The sequence below is a fragment of the Verrucomicrobiota bacterium genome (assembly GCA_016871495.1).
Classification (GTDB): Bacteria; Verrucomicrobiota; Verrucomicrobiia; order Limisphaerales; family VHDF01; genus VHDF01.
The window spans coordinates 15,116-34,940 of the sequence record VHDF01000035.1 but is presented as its reverse complement, the minus strand read 5'-3'; the positions used below and the strand labels follow the sequence as shown (position 1 = coordinate 34,940).

Genomic DNA, 19,825 nt, shown 5'->3' with positions numbered 1-19,825 from the left:
GCCGCCGCGTCCGCTCCGGCCACTGAGCCGCCCGCCCAGAGCTCCTGACGGAGTTCGCGACGAGGGGCTCACGGCACGGAGTGCGAAAGGCGGCCTTCGCTGCGGCGTGGGCTCTCGTCGAGGTCGCCGAACGAGACGTCATGCCGGACGCTGAAATTCCCTCATGAAGCCGCGATTCCCGCAACCGCTCACGGTCGGCGGGACGGCCCAGTTCGCCGTCGCGTCCTGGTTCAGACTGTGGGCCGCCCAGTTCGCCGTCGCGCTCGGTTGCGCAGTGCTGGTCGCTTGGTTCTGCCACGCCCGGATCTTCCCTGTCGTGCGTCAGTCCATCGGTGCCATCCCTCCGGGTGCCGCTTTGCAATCAGGCCGCCTTCACTGGCCCGCTGCAGGTTCAAAGCTGCTCGGCGAAAATGCCTGGTTCGCCATGATCCTGAATCTCGACCCGGAGGGCGACACCGGACAGGCGGCGGATTTTCAGTGGGAAATCGGACGTCATTCGGACCGGCTGCGTTCCCTGCTCGGATTCCTCGACCTTCCACCGCGGCACCAGCTGAATATGCCCCTGGATCCGGTGCAAACTCTGGCTTGGTGGACCTCGTTCCAGCCGCTGCTCCTGGCCGGAATCGCGAGTGGAACGATGATTTTTCTGGGGATTTCGTGGGTTTCACTCATGCTGGTTTACGCCCCGGGAGCTCGCTTTATCGCGTTCTATTTTGATCGACATTGCGACGCTTCTGGAGCTCTCAAACTCACGGCGGCAGCCCTGCTCCCCGGTGCACTTTTTCTGACCGGCGCCATCGCACTCTACGGCCTGCGCTGGATCCCCTTGATCGCTTTGCTGATCGCTTTTGCCCTGCATTTCCCCATCGGCTGGATCTACGTGGCCTTCGCCCCCCTGCATTTGCCCAAGCTGAATTCGAATTCAAAAGGCAACCCTTTCTCCCCCGCCTAGACCGGAAATGTCGTCCCTGTTCCGCGGTTTGTCCCAGGGCAAGGGCCTGGGGCGCAGAACTCACTCAATTTCACCCCGGCGCGGATCGAATCTTAAACCTGAAAACGGCAATTCAGCAGCGTCGAGATACGTCAAAGCTTGCGAGAGATCGATGCTGATTCATTGCCGTTTTCAGATTCAGACATCCTGACCCCGAGCGGGAGATGCGGGACGGATGCAGAAGGGATGTGAGACCAGAGTGACGTGAAGCGGCTCAGTCGCAAGCCGGAGGCTTGCCAGCTATTAGCCGGTGGTTGAGAAGCGCAGCGACGATACCACCGGTCCACCGGGTCGCCCAAGTCGGTGCATCCCGGAGGGATGCCAGCGTCCCCGGTGCCCATACCCGGGGTGTGCGGATTTCAGGTCTCCAGCGCCGATGCTTCATGGGCAAGGGGCGGACCGCTCATCCCTGAGCTTCAGACCTCCCGACGAACTTGAGCATCAAGTTCGTCGGTAGGATCAATCCTCGTGCTGCCAATCCTCTTCCCCAGGCCGCGGGCGTTTTCCACCCTTGAGCTTGGGCGGCCGCCGATCGCGAGAAACAGCCGTCGCTTCCGCACTCAACTTGATGTAGCTGGCATAACGCGCCGGATCCAGGAGTCCACGGGCCACCGCGTCTTTGACCGCGCAAGGATTCTCGGAGACATGCGCACAATCCCGAAAACGGCATCCGCGGCCCCATTCGAGAATGTCCTGAAATGATTGAGCCAAACCTTCCGCCGTCGACCAAAGATGAAATTCCCGCAGCCCCGGAGTGTCGATCACCAGACCGCCTCCAGGCAGCAGGATCAACTCCCGGGAGGTGGTCGTGTGCCTGCCCTTGCCATCGGTGTCACGCACCGCCCGCGTCTCCTGCACCGACTCCCCGTAAAGCCGATTCACCAAACTCGACTTCCCCACGCCGGAGGCACCCAGAAACACGGCCGTCTGCCCGGCCGTGAGGGCTTGCCGCAGACGAGCCATTCCCAATCTCGTTTTGGCACTGACCGTGAAGATCTCCACACCGGGCGCTGCCTCGCGGGCGAGTTGTTCGGCCCCTTTGAGGTCGCGGCATAAGTCGGCTTTGTTCAAAACCACAACCGGACACGCTCCGCCTTCTCGAGCCATCACCAAATGCCGTTCCAACAGTCGTGGATTGAAACGGTCGTCAAGAGGTTGCACCGCAAAGACGAGATCGACATTCGCGGCCAGCACTTGCTCCTCAACCGACTTGCCAGCGTCTTTACGGACGAGTTTGGCGCGACGAGTGAGGAACGTTTGAATGCGAAGCTTCTCCTCGCCGGGCAACCGTTCGGCTCCCACCCAGTCGCCTACTTTCGGCAGTTCGGCGGAAGGAAGGCGGGAAAGCTTGCCCGGAAGAACGGCTTCCCGCTCTCCATCCATCGTGACGACTCGATAAGCGTGCTTCCCTTCGGTCGCCACGCGCCCGGCCACCCATCCTTTGTCGGCATGCGAAGCCCATTCCTCGCTCCTCCGCTGGTCCCAACCCAAATCGGCCAAATCAAAGACTGCCGGAGGCTCGCTCATGAAAGATACCCTCGGTCCATCCGTAAAATCCGCGTCCTGCGTAGTCCCTTCTCGGATGGATTGTTCCTTAGCCGTGGCTTCGGGCCGCGCGTCCAGGAGAGGAACTGAACTGAACCCCATTGAGCATGTTCCCCCATCAACCGACCGCGGGGACGGTCGCGCACCCACCCATGTGCGAGCCCAGCGCCGTGCATTTTTTCCAAGAAGCAATTCTCATTTTGACGGGTAGGGCGCGCACTCCGCAGCGCGCCGCTCTTGGAAACAGCCGGTCTCGGCGCGCTGCGGAGTGCGCGCCCCACCTTGTTCCATGCAAAATGAGAACTGCTGTTTTCCAAGGGAGAGGACTTGATCAACGGCGGGAGCCATCGCAAACTTCCGGGATGAAAGCGTTCGCCGCGATCTTCGCTCATCTTTTTATCATGGCCGCCTTTGTGCTGTCGATCTGGCATTGGTCCCACGGAGGCAAACTCGGCGCCTGGCCGATGCTCGGTGTTTCCGTGGTCTATATCGCGGCCTTTATCCGCTACGGTTGCGCCACCCATTAGTTTTCTTCGCCTTCGATCGGAGCTCGATGCGGGCCCCCCGGTCCTCATCCGGCGGGGAGACCTTCGGGAATTTGGCCGTTCAGGGCAAGCGTTCTTGGGATTTCCCGATTTGCCAGCCCTCCCGGCACGCCCCAAACTCCACCCATGACCGACGCCCCCACCTCACCCGCGCCGTCCGACTTCATCCGAGCCATCGTCGCCGCGGACTTGGCGGCCGGGCGTTTTCAAGCTCCCCGCACGCGGTTTCCCCCGGAGCCCAACGGCTACCTTCACATCGGCCACGCGAAATCAATCTGCCTCAATTTTGGCATCGCCCGGGAGTTTGGTGGCCTCTGCCACTTGCGGATGGATGACACCAATCCAACCCGCGAAGACACGGAGTATGTCGAATCCATCACACGGGATGTCCGTTGGCTGATCGAAGGTTGGGCCGATCAAGTGCTGGGCCTTGCCAAGAGCGAGGGAGCGATGCCACAACCCTTCTACGCGTCCGACTATTTTCAACGATTGTATGACTACGCGGAGCGACTCATCGAAGCCGGGAAGGCTTACGTCTGCGATCTTTCGCCGGACAAAATGATCGAACACCGGGGTGCTCCCGACCGGCCCGGTCAAGACAGCCCCTACCGCGATCGTTCCGTGGCCGAAAACCTGGATTTGTTCCGCCGGATGAAGGCGGGCGAATTCCCCGACGGAGCCAAAACATTGCGCGCGAAGATCGACATGGCTTCGCCCAATCTTCATCTGCGGGATCCAGCCCTCTACCGCATCCGCCACGCGGAGCATCACCGCACGGGCGCGGCTTGGTGCATTTATCCCATGTACGACTACGCCCACTGTTTGAGCGACAGCGTCGAGCGCATCACCCATTCCATCTGCACCCTCGAGTTCGAGGTCCATCGTCCGCTCTACGATTGGATCCTGGACCAGTTGAATGTCCCCCGTCCGATGCCCCGGCAATACGAGTTCGCGCGCTTGAGCTTGGGCTACACGCTCACCAGCAAACGCAAACTGTTGCAACTCGTGGAGGAGAAGCGCGTCTCGGGCTGGGACGATCCCCGCATGCCCACCCTCGCCGGGCTCCGCCGCCGGGGTGTCCCGGCTTCCGCGATCCGCCACTTCTGCGCCCGCATCGGGGTCACGAAATTCAACAGCATCACCGACATCGCCCTGTTCGAGCACAGCATCCGCGAAGACTTGAACGCCCGGGCAGTGCGACGACTGGCCGTCCTGCGCCCGCTCAAGGTGGTCCTGACGAATTGGCCGGAAGATCGCTCGGAAATGATGTCCGCCATCAACAATCCCGAGGATCCGGCCGCCGGCACCCGCGAACTGCCGTTCGGGCGCGAACTGTGGATCGAACAGGGCGATTTCATGGAGAATCCGCCTCCCAAGTTTTTCCGCCTTCGCCCGGGCGGCGAGGTGCGGCTGAAGTACGCTTATATCATTCGCTGCGACGAGGTGGTGAAAGACCCAGCAGGCCGCGTGGTGGAACTTCGATGCTCGGCGGATCTCGGCAGCAAGTCAGGCGGCCCGACGGCGGGACGCAAGGTCAAAAGCACGATCCACTGGGTCAGCGCTGCCCATGCCTCGCCCGCCGAAGTCCGGCTCTACGATCGCCTTTTCAAAGCCGAACTGCCCGACGCGGAGGGACAGGATTTTCGGGAACACTTGAATCCCGCCTCGCTGGAAACCACCCAGGCCTGGGTGGAACCCTCCCTGGCCCAGGCGGGTGAAGAAACCTACTGCCAGTTCGAACGCCTCGGCTACTTCTTCCGCGATCCGGCGCAGACTCATCAAGGCCGACCCGTGTTCAATCGAACGATCACGCTCAAAGACACCTGGACCAAAGAAGCCCACAAAGGCTGAGTCATTTCGGTGACAATCGATGGATCGTCCCGTGGAGGGAACGATCCACTTTGCCGCCATCCACGCCGCTCAACTGGATCTTGAGCTCGTAGCATTGCGTGGGTGCCAAATCCGGAATCTTGAGTTCAATCACCCGCCCATCCTTCCCCAACTTCGCTCCGGTGATGTCCACCGAACGTTCGTCAAAATGTTTGGACCCGTAATTCGCCGTGCGCCGCAGGGACCACACTTTCAGGGCAAACGCATCGGGCTGAACACTGGCCGGATCGAAAGCATCGCTGAAAGTGATCGATAATCCCCCCTGCCTCGCGTGAACCTTGAGAGGCACGTGCGCGGGTTGGCTGCCGCGGCGCACGCGATAGAATCCACCCGGAGCAGGCGCGTTGCCCGCCCACCCAAACAGCCCGCAAGCGTAGAGTGCCCCGTCTTGTCCAAACCGGCCCCTCATCACACCGGTGGGAAACGCCGGCATCGGCAGTTCGCAGATCGCGCCTTGCCAATGCCCTTCCACCTCCTCGTGGGGGATCGCATAAATGCGTCCCGTTCCATAACTCAATTCCAACAAAGAACCTCCCAGCGATCCCCACACTCCAGGCGGCACCCAAACGAGCTCGGCCGGACTCCGATCCTTCGCGTTGGTCACCCAGATCATCGGCGGTTCCATCGCCGTATCGGAAGTGTTCGTGACGCTGGTGAAGCCGAACATATTTCCATAAAAACCACCGGCCCTGACGCGGTTGATCCGGTTCTTCGGCGTCCAGAATCCCTCCTGATCCGTCACGAAGAAAGTGCCGTCCTCGTTGAGGCAAACCCCGTTGGCCGCGCGAAATCCCGTGGCAAGGATCACCGTTCCCATCCCGTCCGCACTCACTCGAAGCAGCGTGCCGTGGTGAGGCACCACCGAATCCAGGGCGTGCCGACCTGACTTGGCGTAGTAGAAATTCCCCGCCGCATCAGTCTGCAGTCCCATGGCGAACTCGTGGAAGTGCTCGGTCACTTGATGGTCGCTGTTGAAGTTCTCCAAAAAATCCATCTCCCCGTCGCCATTCAGATCCCTCAATCGAACGAGTTGATCCCGGCAGGTCACGAACAAGTCGTCACCCCGAAACTTCACCCCCAGCGGCTGGAACAATCCGCGGGCCACACGCCGCCATCGCAGCGGAGCCGGAGCTTCAGCCGTGAGCCCGTCCACACGCCACACATCCCCATTCCATGTCGCCACCATGGCCGCCCGGCCATCCGGCGTGAAATCAAACCCTCCTGGACGCATCCAACTGCTCCAGGGATTCCCCACGGGCAACGGAAACACATCCACGGCAAAGGGACTCGAACCTCTCGCCGGCTCCGAGGTGGTCAAGGTTTCAGTCGCCTCCTGAGCCGGACCGCCCCTGGTCAGGGGTTCCAGGTCGAATCCACGTTCGGCGTCCGGCAACTTCGTCAAGGCGTCAAGCGTCAAGGCGTCCCCTCGGGTCATCCAAAGTCGCGCTTTGGCGCCTCCGGGAAGGTCTGCAAACCAGAATCCTTCTTGCCGCCGCAGCGATCCGGCGCCAGTCAAAACCACTCGCACCGAGTCGGGCGCGATTCTCAACCGCAAGGAACCTGACCAGGCTCCCACATTGAACGTGCGCGTGAAGACCGGTTGCGGTGATGTCTCGATCCAATCGGGAGACTCCAGGACGCGGACCCCATGAATCTTGGCGGACAACACCACGCGGTTCCCATGCAGATACAGACCTTCGAACCGAGTCCAATCCCGCGGCAGGGGTCCGTAGCGCCTTCCGTCCCGCCCAACGAGGCGGGCATCCTCCCAACTCCCTCCCGGGGAAGCCCAGCCGGGAGCGTCGGGATTCACCCAGTGGCGGTCACCACTCAAGCCCGTGTGAGTGCCATGACTGCCGTCGAAACCGATGCCTTTCCAATCGACAAATGCCCCGGTGGTCGCCGCCGCGACTCGCATCGTGTCGTGCTCGTAAATCATCCACGCCTTTCCATTGCTCACCCCTCCGGGACCAACATCGAGCCGGACGGCAATCCCCTTTTGAGCGATGTTCCCGGGAGCGACTTGATAGGTCCAGAAAAGGGCCGGACCGAAATTCATGCGCTGGTAGGGCGGCTCCGCCGAGGCTGCGGCGGCTGGGGCTGGGCGAGTGTTCACAACGGGTGCAAGCGCCCAGAGCCGTCCGAGCAACCGTTCCATCTCGGGGTCATGCCTTTTCAATTCCTCCCGTGTGAAAGGAAAAAAGTCGTTTCTGGAGAAATAGGCTTCGGTGGATTCTGCAAAATACTCCTGCGGAGTGTTCATGGCGTAAGCGCGCTCGAAAGTATTGGCGCGGCCGGGGCCGAAGAACCTTTCCACCCGCTCGTAGGATTTGCTGGCTTGGGCGCGTTCGAAGGCAGATTGAATCGACGCGTTCTGAAAACCTCCTTCCAGCACCCGATCGTGAAACGCATGCGCGAGTTCGTGCAGAGCGAAATTCGGCATGCGCAGCGTTTCGGCCTCGAAATTTCGCACACTGGAAAATTCCACCTGCTTGGCCATTGCCGGGTCCCGCCCATTCGCACGCAACCACCCGGCGTCCGGATGATACTCGGCTCCCGCTCGGAATCCGGGATACTCGGGCGACATCCACAACTGCACCTCGCGCAATCGGGTGAGAGCCGGTTCGGGAACAACCCGGGTGATTTCCTTCAATTGAGCGCCGAGGAGTTCGAGCGCCTTCCGGGTGGCATCGGGCTCCTCGACCGGCAGGCGTTCGTGGACGAGAACTTTCCATCCCTCGATAGCATGGGTGACTCGCCGGCCGTACTTGCCCTTGTCCTCCTGGGTTCTCAACCCTTCGCCTGCACGGACGGCGTCCGTCTCAGCATGCGCTGCGGTTGAGCATCCGGCCGTGACGAATCCAAGGAGATAAACGAGGAGTGCCTGGGGGTGAAACATCCACTTCAGAACTAACCAGTGAACCCCCTGGCTGCGAGCAAATTCCCTCGGGGTTCAGCCATTCTCATTTTGAGGAGCGCGGCTGGGTCGAAGACCCGCCGCGCTCTGGGGCAAGATCGGTGCTTCCACAGGTTGTCGGTGACCGGGTTGTCTTGGTAACGCAGACAGCCCTGTCTGCTGTTTCGCAGGCTGCCCAGCCTGCGGGGCGACGAAGGGAACCCGGCGCGTGGAGAGCGTGGAAGGGCCTAGTTCTTCACCCGCCGGGCCGACGGGCCTTCGGCGATACGGCGGGCTGGGCAGCCTGCGCCACACGACAGGCCACTTTGGGATGCACGGGGGCAAGATGAGAACGGCGGCTCGGGGTTGACCTGGCGGGGGTCTGGCTACATAGTGTTGCTGCTCGCTTGAGCTGGGGGCGTACTGGTTTCGACCTGGGAAACGCGCCAGAGGCGGCATGCCGAGGATGGTTCGTGGGCCTCGTAAATCATCGGACCAAAAATCATAAGCCAACGAAGAAATGGCACTCGCGGCCTAAAGCCGTCGCGACGTTCGCCCCTGGACACCGGCTACGGGGGACGAACGCAACAGTCGGTTAGGATGGACGCGGAGACAGCGCGTGGACATCTGAAAACATTTCATGCTGACTGGGTCGGTGGCTTCGAGTTCGGGCGCCAGCCATCAGCCGAGAATCTGCCCGGACTAAGCATGTAGTCGCGGCTGGTTCGTCTGTCAGGGACGCGGGTTCAACTCCCGCCGCCTCCACCAGGCTTCGTTCGGAGCGGAGCGAGAACGAAGCCTGTCCCGGCGTAGCCTCGCAGAGGCGAAGCCGGACTGGAGCCAGCCTACGCGGACCGCTCCAAGGAGAATGAATAAACCGCTGGCCTTCGCGCCAGACGCCGGGCGGTGGTCGTTCCCACGCCACCCGGCACGTCGGCGAAAGCCATCTGACGCAAAGCGGCCTCACCAACGCCGCAGCCCCACCACCCCAACAAGCAGATGAATCAACCCTGCAGAGCACGGGCATCACACCGCTTTCCCTCTCGCCCCGCGAGGCACGAGTGGGGAGAGAGCCGGAGAGAGGGGAATGCTCAGCCAACCCCTCTCCTCGGTCCTCTCCCCACTCATTCTTCGCAGGGAGAGGAAGGAGTTCCTTGGCGACAGAGACCCAGAACATTAGCGTGCGGCACACACTTTCACTTTGAGGTTAAAAAATGCGTAATTTCATGACATCTTTACGGTGTCTTGTAGGCATGCCTTCATTGCGAAAGAAAGATTGCCGCTTCCACATCCCTTGCTGACGTGGAGCGCTTAGGCCGTGACGAAGGCGGAGCACGCATCTACGTTTGCCACGGCTCGGCAATGATTCAAGTCGCAAGATAGTCACAGATTTTGCTTGCTTTTTTTAGAACTAGGGTTCGGTTCACTTGACCCAATTCGATCTAATCCAGCTTGGTTCACCCTGTTGACGGCGTTGTCGTGCATGGGCGTGTGCCTGTGTGTTCGGTGGACGCAGCCGCCAGGCTGACCAGGCGAAAACCACATTGTAGCTATGCGTCAATACCTGTTGAGATCCCTCCTCATTGTCTTGCTCGCCGGCGGCTTTGGCTTTGGCATCGAGGCAGCCGTTTACAAGGAAGTTGGTGGCGTCGTTGTCGTAGAAGCGGAACATTTCGACAAACGGAATAATTCCGATGACGACCATGTCTGGAAAATCATTCCGGACGAAGACCCAGGCCATGCTTACCGCAACGCTCGGGGAGGCAAATACATGGAAGTCACTCCGGATAGTGGCCAGAACCGGAATAATGCGGATGCCAAGGACGCCGGCCCCACAATGGATTACAAGGTGAAGATCAGCGTGCCGGGCCAGTATCGCATGTGGCTGCGGACGATTGGCTTCGATGGCGCGAGCGACTCCATGTATGTGTCCATCGATGAACTCAAGGATGGCGAGGGCGGCGCAAACGCAGATTGGTTTCGCAAAGCTCCTTTGCCGCAGAACGGCAACTTCGCCGACCTGAATCAAGGCGCTGGTTGGGACGGCGACGGCGGTGCGGAACTCGTCAGCGGAGATGCAGGCGGCAACCCCATGCTTTGGACCCTGAAGGCGGGCACCTACACGGTGCGCATGTTCCAGCGCGAAGATGGCATCGGACTGGACGCATTCGTCCTGCAACTCGCCCGGTACGGCCCGCCCGCGCAAAATATTCCGGAGTCGCCGGTGGATGACGGTCGGCCTTCAGCGCTGGTTTTTGCGCCGGTGCCTGCGGAAGGTGCGTCCGCCGCGGCGTATGACTCCGCCGTCGGCGGTGTGTTTGTCAACGGCACGACCACGCTCGACGAAGCGTCCGTGAAATTGACCGTGGACGGGGCCCAGGTGACGCCCAAAACGACCAAGGATGGCGGCGTGATTTTCGTCGAGTATCAACCTGGTTCGATCTTCGCGCCGGGATCCCAGCACAGTGCGACCATTGAGTACAAAAACAACACCGGGGCCACGACGAGCAAATCGTGGAATTTCACCGTGGCCCGATATGCGCTCGTGCCCGCGGCCTGGGCGGTGACACCGAATACCGGCCAGCCCGGCTTCGTGTGGAATATCTTCCAGAACGCGGCCAACCAGGACAACACCATTAAGAGGATCGAAGACACGCTTGCAGGTGCGCTTTTCGGAGCCGATGGCCAGCTTCTGCCCAACCAGGCCGACGCCAGCGCCCAAGGCAACGCCAAAGGTCCGGGCAAACCATTGAGCGCCGCGCCGAGTGCATTGATTCAATTCGAGATCGAAGACGTGATCAATCTCAGCCAGTCGGCGGACGAGAATAACGGCGCATTCACGCCGGACCTGCAAATGCCGGGTATTCCCGGCGTCGAAGGTAGTACCGACGGCATTGCAGCCGAAGCGCTCACCTTCATCACGCTTCCGGCCGGGCGCGTTCGCATGGGGGTGAACAGCGATGACGGTTTCCGCACGACGGTTTCGGCCGGGGATCCGCGGGACAAATTCTCGCTCATCCTCGGACAGTTCGATGGCGGCCGTGGCGCCTCGGATACCATCTTCGATTTTGTGGTTGAAAAGGCGGGTACTTACGCGTTCCGCACCGCCTGGCAAGAGGGCGGCGGCGGCGCAAACATTGAGTGGTTCATTCTTAATGCTGCGGGGGCCAAGTCGTTGATCAACGGCGACGGCGGTCCGAAGTCCTACCGGTCGGCCTCGGGCGCCGCGGCACCGATCGCCAAAACCGTCATTCCAGCGGGCGGGGACAACAATGCGGCGGCGGACACGGATGTGATTGTCGAGCTTGCGGACAGCGCCAACAGCAAGGTGGACGAGAAATCCGTCAAAATGAAATTCGACGGAGCCGACGTGAAACCGACCGTCACTCGTTCGGGTGAGACCACGCGCATCGTTTATCCCAATCCCGGATTGTTCCCGCCAAACTCGCAGCACAACGTGGAACTGACCTTCAACCACGGCACGCCCGCGCAAACGCTCACGCGCGCGTTCAGCTTCACCGTGGCGAATTACACCACTCTGCCCGTCGCGATCGGCACCAAGCTTGGCTCGGGCCAAACTCGCGGCTTCAAAATTCGCACATTCCAATCTGCGGATGGGTTGAGCAACGATGACAACCGGGGCGAGAATCAAATCGCCGGAACCGTGGGTGGAGCCAACGTTGCCAACCCCAAAACCTCTGTGGAGACGGACGTGGTCAACTACAACCAGGACGCTCCTGGAGCGGTGGGCAACTTCAGCGCCGGCAATGGCTTCGAAGACAAACCGATCCCCGGCATTCCAGGCGATACCGGTAGCACGGACAACCTGACCCAGGAAATCATTGCCTTCGTCGAGTTCGCCAAGCCAGGGATTTATCGCATGGGCGTGAATAGCGATGATGGTTTCAAAGTCACCCCTGCCACGCAGCGCGATGCCAACGCCCCCATTTTAGGTATCTTCAACGGCGGTCGTGGCGCGGCGGACACGATCTTCTCATTCAACGTCGCGGTGGCGGGCGTGTATCCGTTGCGCCTGATTTGGTACGAAGGCGGCGGCGGCGCGAACGTCGAGTGGTTCCTGGTGGACAAAGTGGGCACCAAAGTTCTGCTGAACGACAGCAAGAACGAAGCGGTCGGCCTCAAAGCGTTCCAAGCCCGGGACGAATCACAAAAATTGGACGTGCCCCCGGTGGGCGGCAAGATTACCTCGGTCAAGCTGGCCGGAGGTAATATCGTCATCGAATACACGGGCACGCTGGAATCCGCCCCGGACGTTACCGGCCCGTGGAAAGCGACGGGCGGCAGCAGCCCGTTGAGCGAGGCGATCAGCGGTGCACAGAGGTTTTACCGCACGCGCTAACCAGCGAGGACAACACATCCTGGCGGGGCTGAACCCATCAGCCCCGCCAAGGATGGAGCAAGACACGGCGGACCTCTCTCTGCCCACGGGAGCCAAGGTCTGGGAAGTGCTCGACATGTCTGTCCCGAGTATCTTGTTGCTGCGACATGTCCTGGTGGAGAAGACCGAATGGATGTCAGCGGCGGAGAGTGATTGGGGGAGGGTGCGAAGAGGGAGAAACGAGACGCGGTTCGCCAGGGCGAATGGGCCACCGAATGGGCGATGCCCACGGTGACGGAATCCCACCTTCAATCCCAAAGGGATTCCTGGAGGGACGAGTTTGGGTTGCGTGACGTCGGTTGCGACGGGTTGAACCTTAGGAATCGCGCAACCATTAATTCCGATTTTCCCGCACCGGGATTTTGACCTGGAGCGAGGCGCACTGAGGGCGCATGCCCTGGCCATGGGCCTGTGCCTGAAGTGCAACGATGCTCCAGGTCAAAAGAACAAGCGAGAAAACCGGAAGTAAATGTTGCACGGTTCCTTAGGCATCCCGAGACCGCCCAGTTGCGAAAGAAAGGCTAGCCCCGAAGGATTGCGAGGAGATGGCGCCACTCGTCCTCCGTATCCTCAGGGTGCTGGACAGTGCGGGCGACCTCGACTCGAATGAGTTCACGGAATCGCTTGCGAAGCCGATGCACAGCGACGGATACCGTGTCGCCTTTCAGTCCGAGTTCGACCGCGGCCTCCGCGTAAGGTTCGACCCCTCCCGGCAGGACCAAAAAACGTTGCAGCACCGAGAATTCCCTGCCCTTTCCGGAGCCATCGAACCAGCTTTGACAGACTCTTCCATTTCAAGAATCATCCTGGATATGTTCCTGCTTCGATGGATCGCCCTCGGTTGGGTTGGCGGAAACTTGTTGCTCCAAGCCCAACCCGTCCTCGAAACCCGCGCGCCCGGGCATTCCTACCACGGCGAGGCTTTCAATGAAGGCCCCCGCCAACGCGCGTACTTGATGCCCGGCATGCCGGAGATTGCCTTCCCGATCACCACGCGATCGCCCGAAGCGCAGAAGTTTTTCATTCAAGGGGTCGGACAGCTCCACGGTTTCTGGTATTTCGAAGCCGAACGTTCCTTCCGGGAAGCCAGCTTGCTGGACACGAACGCACCCATGCCCTTCTGGGGCATGGCCATGGCCAACGCCAATAACGCCCAGCGCGCCCGGGGTTTCCTCACCAATGCCATGACCCTCAAAGCGACGGCTTCCTCTCGCGAACAGCGCCTCATCGAGGCGTTGTCCGAGTTTCACACCGAGGAAAAAGAGGGCAAGAAACGCGACCTCAAACAAAGGCGGCGCCATCTCATTCGCGCCTACGAAGCCCTGGTTGAAGACTTTCCCGAGGACATGGAAATCCGCGCTCTGCTGGTTTACCAGATTTGGGATAACAGCGGTTTCGGGAACAACACCGAGCTTTCGATCAGCAGCCACCTCGCGGTGGATGAATTGACGAAGGCGATCCTCTCCAAACATCCGCTTCATCCCGTCCACCACTTCCGTATTCATCTTTGGGATCCCGAGAAGCCATCCAAGGCGCTCCGCTCCGCCGCCCTCTGCGGTGCCGGATCTCCCGGCATCGCCCACATGTGGCACATGCCGGGCCATACGTACGCCAAGCTTGCCCGGCATGACGACGCGGCCTGGCAACAAGAGGCCAGCGCGCGGACCGACCACGCCTACATGATCCGGGATCGCGTCATGCCGGATCAAATTCACAACTACACCCACAACAACGACTGGCTCGTCGAGAGCTGGTCCTTCAGCGGCCGGGTCAAAGAAGCGATCGCGCTGGCCAAGAACCTGAGTGAACTGCCCCGGCTTATGCGCACCAATTCGACACTCGCCACGCAACCCTCCGCTCCTCGTTACGATTATGGACGTTCCAGCTGGAAACAAGGTCGCTCCCGATTGCTCAGCCTGCTCCCCAAGTTTGAGTTATGGGACGAGCTGATTACTCTGGCGGGCACGCCGCATCTCGATCTCACTTCGCTGCCCGATGAGCAGGCCCGGCTCGCCGTCGCGCTTGGCGCAGCACATTTCGCCAAAGGACAGGTTCGCCAGGCTGGCGAGCAGACAGAGGCTCTCGATCGTGCCCAAGCCACGATCCGGTCTGAACGCCAGGCGGCTGTGGATCACGCTGAAACAACCGCCCGTCGGGAGAAGAAGTCCGCTGACCAAATTCAAAAAGCCATGACCGAAGCCTTGGGATCGTTCAACAGCCGGATGGAAAAGATCGAATCCTTCCGGGCCGAACTGAGGGCTTTGGCCGCGCTGGCGGACAAAGACACCAACGAACTCACGAAACAGCTCGAATTGGCAAAGGACATCCCTAAAATCCGCCTCGCTCGCATTCACGCCGAGGCGGGAGATCTCGCCAAAGCGGAATCCCTGGCGAAGGAGGCGTCCGAATCCGCGACCAATCAAGTCCTCGAAACCGCCATCTACGCCCATGTGCTGCGCCAAGCCGGCAAGACGAACGAAGCGGCGGAAGCCGCCCGCAAACTGGCTTCCATGAACGCGTCAATCGACCTCGATCTGCCCGCGATCAAACGGCTCGATCCCTTGCTCAAGTCGATCAAACTCGACTTGAGCCGGCCCGCCGCGCGCCGTGGGGACTTTGGAGAACGGCCTGACCTGGCGAACCTGGGACCCTTGCACTGGACCCCACCGGCAGCGCCTTCATGGACCTTGACCGACGGACATGGCCGCCGCCGCGACTCCTCGCAGTATCGTGGCCGGCCTTACGTCATGCTGTTTTATCTTGGGAAGGGCTGTGCCCACTGTATGGAGCAACTCAACAAGTTCGAGGAGGCGGCAAAAGATTTTGAAAAAGCCGGCCTCGCGCTGGTGGCGGTCAGCACCGACGCCGCTGACGCCCTCAAGCAAACGTCGTCCAAGCAATCGAGCCGCTTTTCATTTCCGTTACTGGCTGATCCGACTCGTGAAGCCTTCCGCGCTTTTCACGCGTTCGATGGATTCGAGCAAACTCCCTTGCACGGAACCTTCTTGATCGACGGCGAAGGCCTGTTGCGCTGGCAGGACATTGGCTTCGAGCCGTTCCTTGAAACCGCCTTTCTGCTTGATGAATCGAAGCGGCTCTTACGCTTCGGGAATGGATCGAAGACCGTCGCTGCAGCGAAAACCAAGGCCTCCCCGCGCGGACCGCTGAACCGGCAACGATGAGCCTGACCTCCCCCAATCGCTCGGATAGCTTGTCTTTGCCATTTGCGGGCGGCCTTTTGAGGACCCTCGCCTGGATGTTGGCATGGATCACGTTCGGTTTGCCCGCCGCCCGAACCGCGACGCGCCCGCCCAACATCGTGGTCATCTACGCGGATGATCTGGGCTACGGCGATCTGGGCTGCTACGGCAACCCCATCGTGCGCACGCCGCACTTGGATCGCATGTCGGCCGAGGGCATGCGCTTCACGTCCTTCTATTCCGCCGCGGAGGTTTGCACGCCCAGCCGGGCCGCCTTGCTCACCGGCAAGTATCCGACTCGCACCGGCATGTGCCACGATCGGTTCCGTGTGCTGAGAAACAACTCCAAAGGCGGACTGCCCTCCGCAGAAACCACTTTGGCGGAAATGCTCAAATCCCGGGGTTACGCCACCGGCATGGTGGGGAAATGGCATCTCGGCCATCGGCCGGAACATCTCCCGCTCCAACACGGCTTTGACAGTTATTTTGGCATGCCGTTCTCGAATGACATGCTGCCGGCCACGAATGCGCCAGCGGGCCGCGACAAGTTTTTCCAGGAGAACAACGACTGGTGGCGCACACCACTCATTCGCGGTGCTCAAGTGGTCGAAACGCATCCAGACCAGACTCAATTGACCCGGCGCTACACCGAGGAAGCCTTGCAGTTCATCCGGTCGAACAGGCGAAGGCCCTTCTTCCTCTACCTCGCCCACTCCTTTCCCCATGTTCCCCTGTTCGCGTCCCCGCGATTTCGCGGGAAGAGCCCGGGTGGATTTTACGGGGACGTGGTGGAGGAGCTGGATTGGAGCGTGGGGCAAATCCTGCAAGCGCTGCGCTCGGCCAGACTCGACCAGAACACGCTGGTCGTTTTCAGCAGCGATAATGGCCCTTGGCTCACCTTTGACCATCACGGAGGCAGCGCTGGTCCGCTGCGCGAGGGCAAAGGCTCAACCTGGGAGGGAGGCATGCGGGTGCCCGGTATCTTCTGGTGGCCCGGACGCATTCCCGCCGGAACAACTCAACGGGAAATGGCCACCACGATGGACCTCCTGCCCACTTGTGCCACTCTCGCCCGAGCTCAACTCCCCGACTCCCCCCTCGATGGAGTGGATCTCTCCCCCATGCTCTTTCAAGCAACGAACGTGACGCGTCCACCATTCTTCTATTATCGAGGCGCCACGCTGTATGCGGCCCGAATCGGTCTGTGGAAGGCCCATTGGATTACGAAATCGGCCTATGGATCCGATCTCGCGCAGACCCATTCTCCACCGCTTCTGTTCCACCTCGGTGAGGATCCCGGGGAGCGATGGAATCGCGCCGCGCTTCATCCGGACATCCTGCGTGCCTTCGAAAACGCGCAGGCTGAACACCGCGCCCGGATCGCGCCCGCCCCCACCCAACTCGCCGAGATCGCCGAGCCGAACTGATGCCATGGGGCTCGAATCCGGCTTGCACACTGGGAAACGCGCCGCGAGAGGGGATGCGCCCCCCGGTGCATCCCGAGGTTGTCGGTGACCGGGTTGTCGTGGTAACGCAGACAGCCCTGTCTGCTGTGGCGCAGGCTGCCCAGCTTGCGGGGCGACGAAGGGAACCCGGCGCGTGGAGAGCAGGGAAGGGCCATCTTTCTTCTCCCGCCAGGCTGACGGGCCGTCGGCGATACGGCAGGCTGGGCAGCCTGCGCCACACGACAGACCATTTCGAGATGCGCGGTTCGCCCCCCTGAACAAGGGAGTTGCCTCGCGGTGGCCCCACTCTAACCTCAACGTCGCTGAAGGTTGGAGCGCGCGAATTCATGACCTCGAACAACCCTGTATCTGTTCCGTTGCCCCGCTCCGGAGACAAACTGCTTTTCACGCCGGGGCCGCTCACGACCAGTCTCGAAGTGAAGCGGGAAATGCTCCGCGACGCGGGCTCGTGGCACTTCGAGTTCAACGCGGTCGTCGCCCGCATTCGGAAGAAACTGATCGACCTCGCCGGGCTCGGCCATCGTTCGGGACTTTACGAGGTCGTGTTGCTCCAAGGCAGCGGCACTTTCGGCGTGGAAGCCGTGTTCGCCACTTGCATCCCCCCCCAAGGCAAGGTCTGCGTCCTGGCCAACGGCGCCTACGGAGAGCGCATCCTGCACATGCTGCAATGTTTGCGCATTCCTCACCTCGCGCTGCGCTCGGCCGAGGACACACCGCCCGATCCGCGAGCTCTGGATCAGATCCTGGGGGATGACAAGGCGATCACCCACGTCGCCATGGTGCATTGCGAGACCACCACCGGCATCCTCAATCCCGTGGTCGAGATCGGTGGCTGTGTGCGTCGGCACCAGCGGTCGTACATCGTCGATGCCATGAGCAGTTTCGGAGCCGTCCCAGTCGATTTCGAGGCGGCAGGCATCGATTACCTCGTCACGTCCGCCAACAAATGCGTCGAAGGCGTGCCCGGATTCTCGATCGTGTTCGCGCGCGACGCCGCGTTGCGGGCCTGCGAAGGATGGGCGCGCAGCCTCAGCCTCGATCTGCTCTCCCAATTGAAGGGGTTCGAAAAGAACGGCCAGTTTCGCTACACCCCACCGACCCACAGCATTCTCGCCTTCGATCGAGCGCTCCACGAACTCGAAATCGAAGGCGGCATTCAGGCGCGGGGCGCGCGCTACGCCCGCAATCAAGCCGTCCTCCAGGAAGGAATGCGCAAGCTCGGCTTTCGCTCCTACCTTCCCCCCAAGCATCAAAGCTTCATCATCACCTCGTTCCATTATCCGGAGGACCCGGGATTCAAATTCGACACCTTCTACCGGCACCTGAGCGCCCAGGGATTCATCATTTACCCCGGAAAGATCAGCCTGGCCGACACGTTTCGCATCGGCAGCATCGGACGCCTCTTCGAATCCGATATCCGCGCCCTCCTCGGCGCGGTTGAGAATACTCTCCGGACCATGAACATCTCCGTTCCTTTGCCGGCCCCCAAGACGGCGGACGGAAGCCCTGGTTGAAACGAACCTCTCCCGCGCGGCGGTCCAAGCCCTCGCGATTCCAGCATTCAACCACCATCAAGTCTTTCTCCCATCGAGTCCGCAGTTCGGTTTCAACGCGATTCCTATGAGCCGATATTCGACCCAATCATTCACCGTCAACGGGCGTTCCTACACGCCTCCGTCAAGGCCCGTGGTCGCCCTGTGCCTGGATGGATCCGCGGATGAGTATTTCGACGCCGCCTTGACCCGCGAACGCATGCCTCATCTGCAACGTCTCGCGGTGAACGGCTATCGGGGACTCGCTCGTGGGGCGATGCCGTCTTTCACCAACGTGAACAACAGTTCGATCGTCACCGGCGTGCCGCCCCGCGTTCACGGCATCGGCGGGAACTATTTCTTCGATCGTCAGAGCGGGCTGGAAGTGATGATGAATTCGGCTTCCTTTCTACGCTGCCCGACGATTTTCCCCGCCGCGGCCAAGTCAGGCCGGAAGGTCGCGGTGGTGACCGCCAAGGAAAAACTGCGCGACATCTTCGCCAGCGGGCTCATCGCCGCCGGAGGCATCGCCTTCTCTTCCGAAAAAGCCTCCCAAGCCAAACTCCCCACTCACGGCATCGAGCAAGTCGAGTCCTTGGTCGGCCCTACCCCCGAGATTTACAGCGGCGAAGCCAGCCTTTACGTGCTCCAGGCCGGAGTCCGTTTGATCGAAACCGGCCGCGCCGACTTTCTCTACCTCTCCACCACGGACTTCATGCAGCACAAATTCGTCCCCGAAGCGCCCGAGGCTCTCGAATTCTACGAGGCCATCGACCGGCTCCTGGGCTATTTGCAGAAGCTCGGCGCCGTCCTCGGGATCACCGCGGACCATGGGATGAACGACAAGCAAAAACCGGATGGATCCCCCCACGTCATCTATCTTGAATCCGAGCTCGTCGAGCGGTTTGGACCCGGATTCCGCGTCATCCTGCCCATCACGGATCCGTACGTCGTCCACCACGGCGCCCTGGGATCCTTCGCGGTCATCCATTACCCCGAAGATTTGCCGGCGTCCCGGCGCGCGGAAGTCCTCTCCTTTCTCGAGCGCCGGTCCGGCATCACCGAGGTTTATGGCGACCGGGCCGCGGAAAGACTCGAACTGCCCGAGGATCGCACAGGAGATGCCGTGGCCATTTCGGGGCGCTCTGTCGTGTTGGGCCGAACCCCTGCCTTCCACGATTTAAGAGTCGTCGCTTCGGGCCTTCGCTCCCACGGCGGACGCTATGAGGAGATGGTTCCCTTCTTGATTTCGGAAAAACTCAAGGATTCCTATGTTCAACGCGCCCGTGCCGATGTGCGTAATTTCGATTTGTTTGACTTCACCCTGAACGGCCCCCTCGGCTCCACTCCAGGTGCTTGAA

At 61.0% G+C, this 19,825-nt stretch carries 9 protein-coding genes and 1 other RNA gene; 8 read left to right on the top strand and 2 right to left on the bottom strand.

Annotation, left to right across the window (positions count from 1 at the left end):
* Positions 1-163: 163 nt before the first annotated feature.
* Entirely contained in the window at positions 164-952 is a 789-nt protein-coding gene (locus tag FJ404_09755) for a hypothetical protein (protein MBM3823153.1), read from the top strand.
* A 498-nt stretch (positions 953-1,450) separates the two neighbouring features.
* Here FJ404_09755 and rsgA read toward each other — a convergent pair whose 3' ends face one another.
* Complete coding sequence (gene rsgA, locus FJ404_09750; protein MBM3823152.1) at positions 1,451-2,638, bottom strand: ribosome small subunit-dependent GTPase A; 1,188 nt, start codon at positions 2,636-2,638, stop codon at positions 1,451-1,453.
* 569 nt (positions 2,639-3,207) lie between these two features.
* Here rsgA and FJ404_09745 point away from each other — a divergent pair.
* Positions 3,208-4,932 (top strand): glutamine--tRNA ligase/YqeY domain fusion protein, encoded by a 1,725-nt coding sequence (locus FJ404_09745; protein ID MBM3823151.1) that lies wholly within the window; start codon positions 3,208-3,210, stop codon positions 4,930-4,932.
* Between the two features lies 1 nt (position 4,933).
* Here FJ404_09745 and FJ404_09740 read toward each other — a convergent pair whose 3' ends face one another.
* Positions 4,934-7,870, bottom strand: a complete 2,937-nt coding sequence (locus FJ404_09740) for a cytochrome C oxidase Cbb3 (protein ID MBM3823150.1) — start codon at positions 7,868-7,870, stop codon at positions 4,934-4,936.
* Positions 7,871-8,281: 411 nt separating this feature from the next.
* Between FJ404_09740 and ssrA the strand changes: the two genes are divergently transcribed.
* From ssrA to phnA, 6 genes are all read left to right on the top strand, one after another.
* Positions 8,282-8,635, top strand: a transfer-messenger RNA (tmRNA) gene (gene ssrA / locus FJ404_09735).
* 784 nt (positions 8,636-9,419) lie between these two features.
* The gene (locus FJ404_09730) at positions 9,420-12,227 is read left to right on the top strand and encodes a hypothetical protein (GenBank protein ID MBM3823149.1); all 2,808 of its coding nucleotides are present in this window, start codon (positions 9,420-9,422) and stop codon (positions 12,225-12,227) included.
* 584 nt (positions 12,228-12,811) lie between these two features.
* Positions 12,812-15,448, top strand: a complete 2,637-nt coding sequence (locus tag FJ404_09725) for a redoxin domain-containing protein (protein MBM3823148.1) — start codon at positions 12,812-12,814, stop codon at positions 15,446-15,448.
* Entirely contained in the window at positions 15,445-16,893 is a 1,449-nt protein-coding gene (locus FJ404_09720; GenBank protein ID MBM3823147.1) for a sulfatase, read from the top strand. Before FJ404_09725 ends, FJ404_09720 begins: the two co-directional genes overlap by 4 nt.
* Positions 16,894-17,258: 365 nt before the next feature.
* Positions 17,259-18,446 carry a 2-aminoethylphosphonate--pyruvate transaminase gene (locus tag FJ404_09715; GenBank protein ID MBM3823146.1) on the top strand — a complete coding sequence of 396 codons (1,188 nt, stop codon included), beginning with the start codon at positions 17,259-17,261 and terminating at the stop codon, positions 18,444-18,446.
* Between the two features lie 106 nt (positions 18,447-18,552).
* Complete coding sequence (gene phnA / locus FJ404_09710; GenBank protein ID MBM3823145.1) at positions 18,553-19,824, top strand: phosphonoacetate hydrolase; 1,272 nt, start codon at positions 18,553-18,555, stop codon at positions 19,822-19,824.
* The last annotated feature ends 1 nt before the right edge of the window (position 19,825 follow it).

Excerpts from the sequence above, each read along its gene's own strand:
- FJ404_09715 (MBM3823146.1), top strand. The coding sequence starts at position 17,259 with ATGACCTCGAACAACCCTGTATCTGTTCCGTTGCCCCGCTCCGGAGAC.
- FJ404_09745 (MBM3823151.1), top strand. The coding sequence starts at position 3,208 with ATGACCGACGCCCCCACCTCACCCGCGCCGTCCGACTTCATCCGAGCC.
- FJ404_09725 (MBM3823148.1), top strand. The coding sequence starts at position 12,812 with ATGGCGCCACTCGTCCTCCGTATCCTCAGGGTGCTGGACAGTGCGGGC.
- FJ404_09740 (MBM3823150.1), bottom strand. The coding sequence starts at position 7,870 with ATGTTTCACCCCCAGGCACTCCTCGTTTATCTCCTTGGATTCGTCACG.
- FJ404_09720 (MBM3823147.1), top strand. The coding sequence starts at position 15,445 with ATGAGCCTGACCTCCCCCAATCGCTCGGATAGCTTGTCTTTGCCATTT.
- rsgA (MBM3823152.1), bottom strand. The coding sequence starts at position 2,638 with ATGGGGTTCAGTTCAGTTCCTCTCCTGGACGCGCGGCCCGAAGCCACG.
- phnA (MBM3823145.1), top strand. The coding sequence starts at position 18,553 with ATGAGCCGATATTCGACCCAATCATTCACCGTCAACGGGCGTTCCTAC.
- FJ404_09730 (MBM3823149.1), top strand. The coding sequence starts at position 9,420 with ATGCGTCAATACCTGTTGAGATCCCTCCTCATTGTCTTGCTCGCCGGC.
- FJ404_09755 (MBM3823153.1), top strand. The coding sequence starts at position 164 with ATGAAGCCGCGATTCCCGCAACCGCTCACGGTCGGCGGGACGGCCCAG.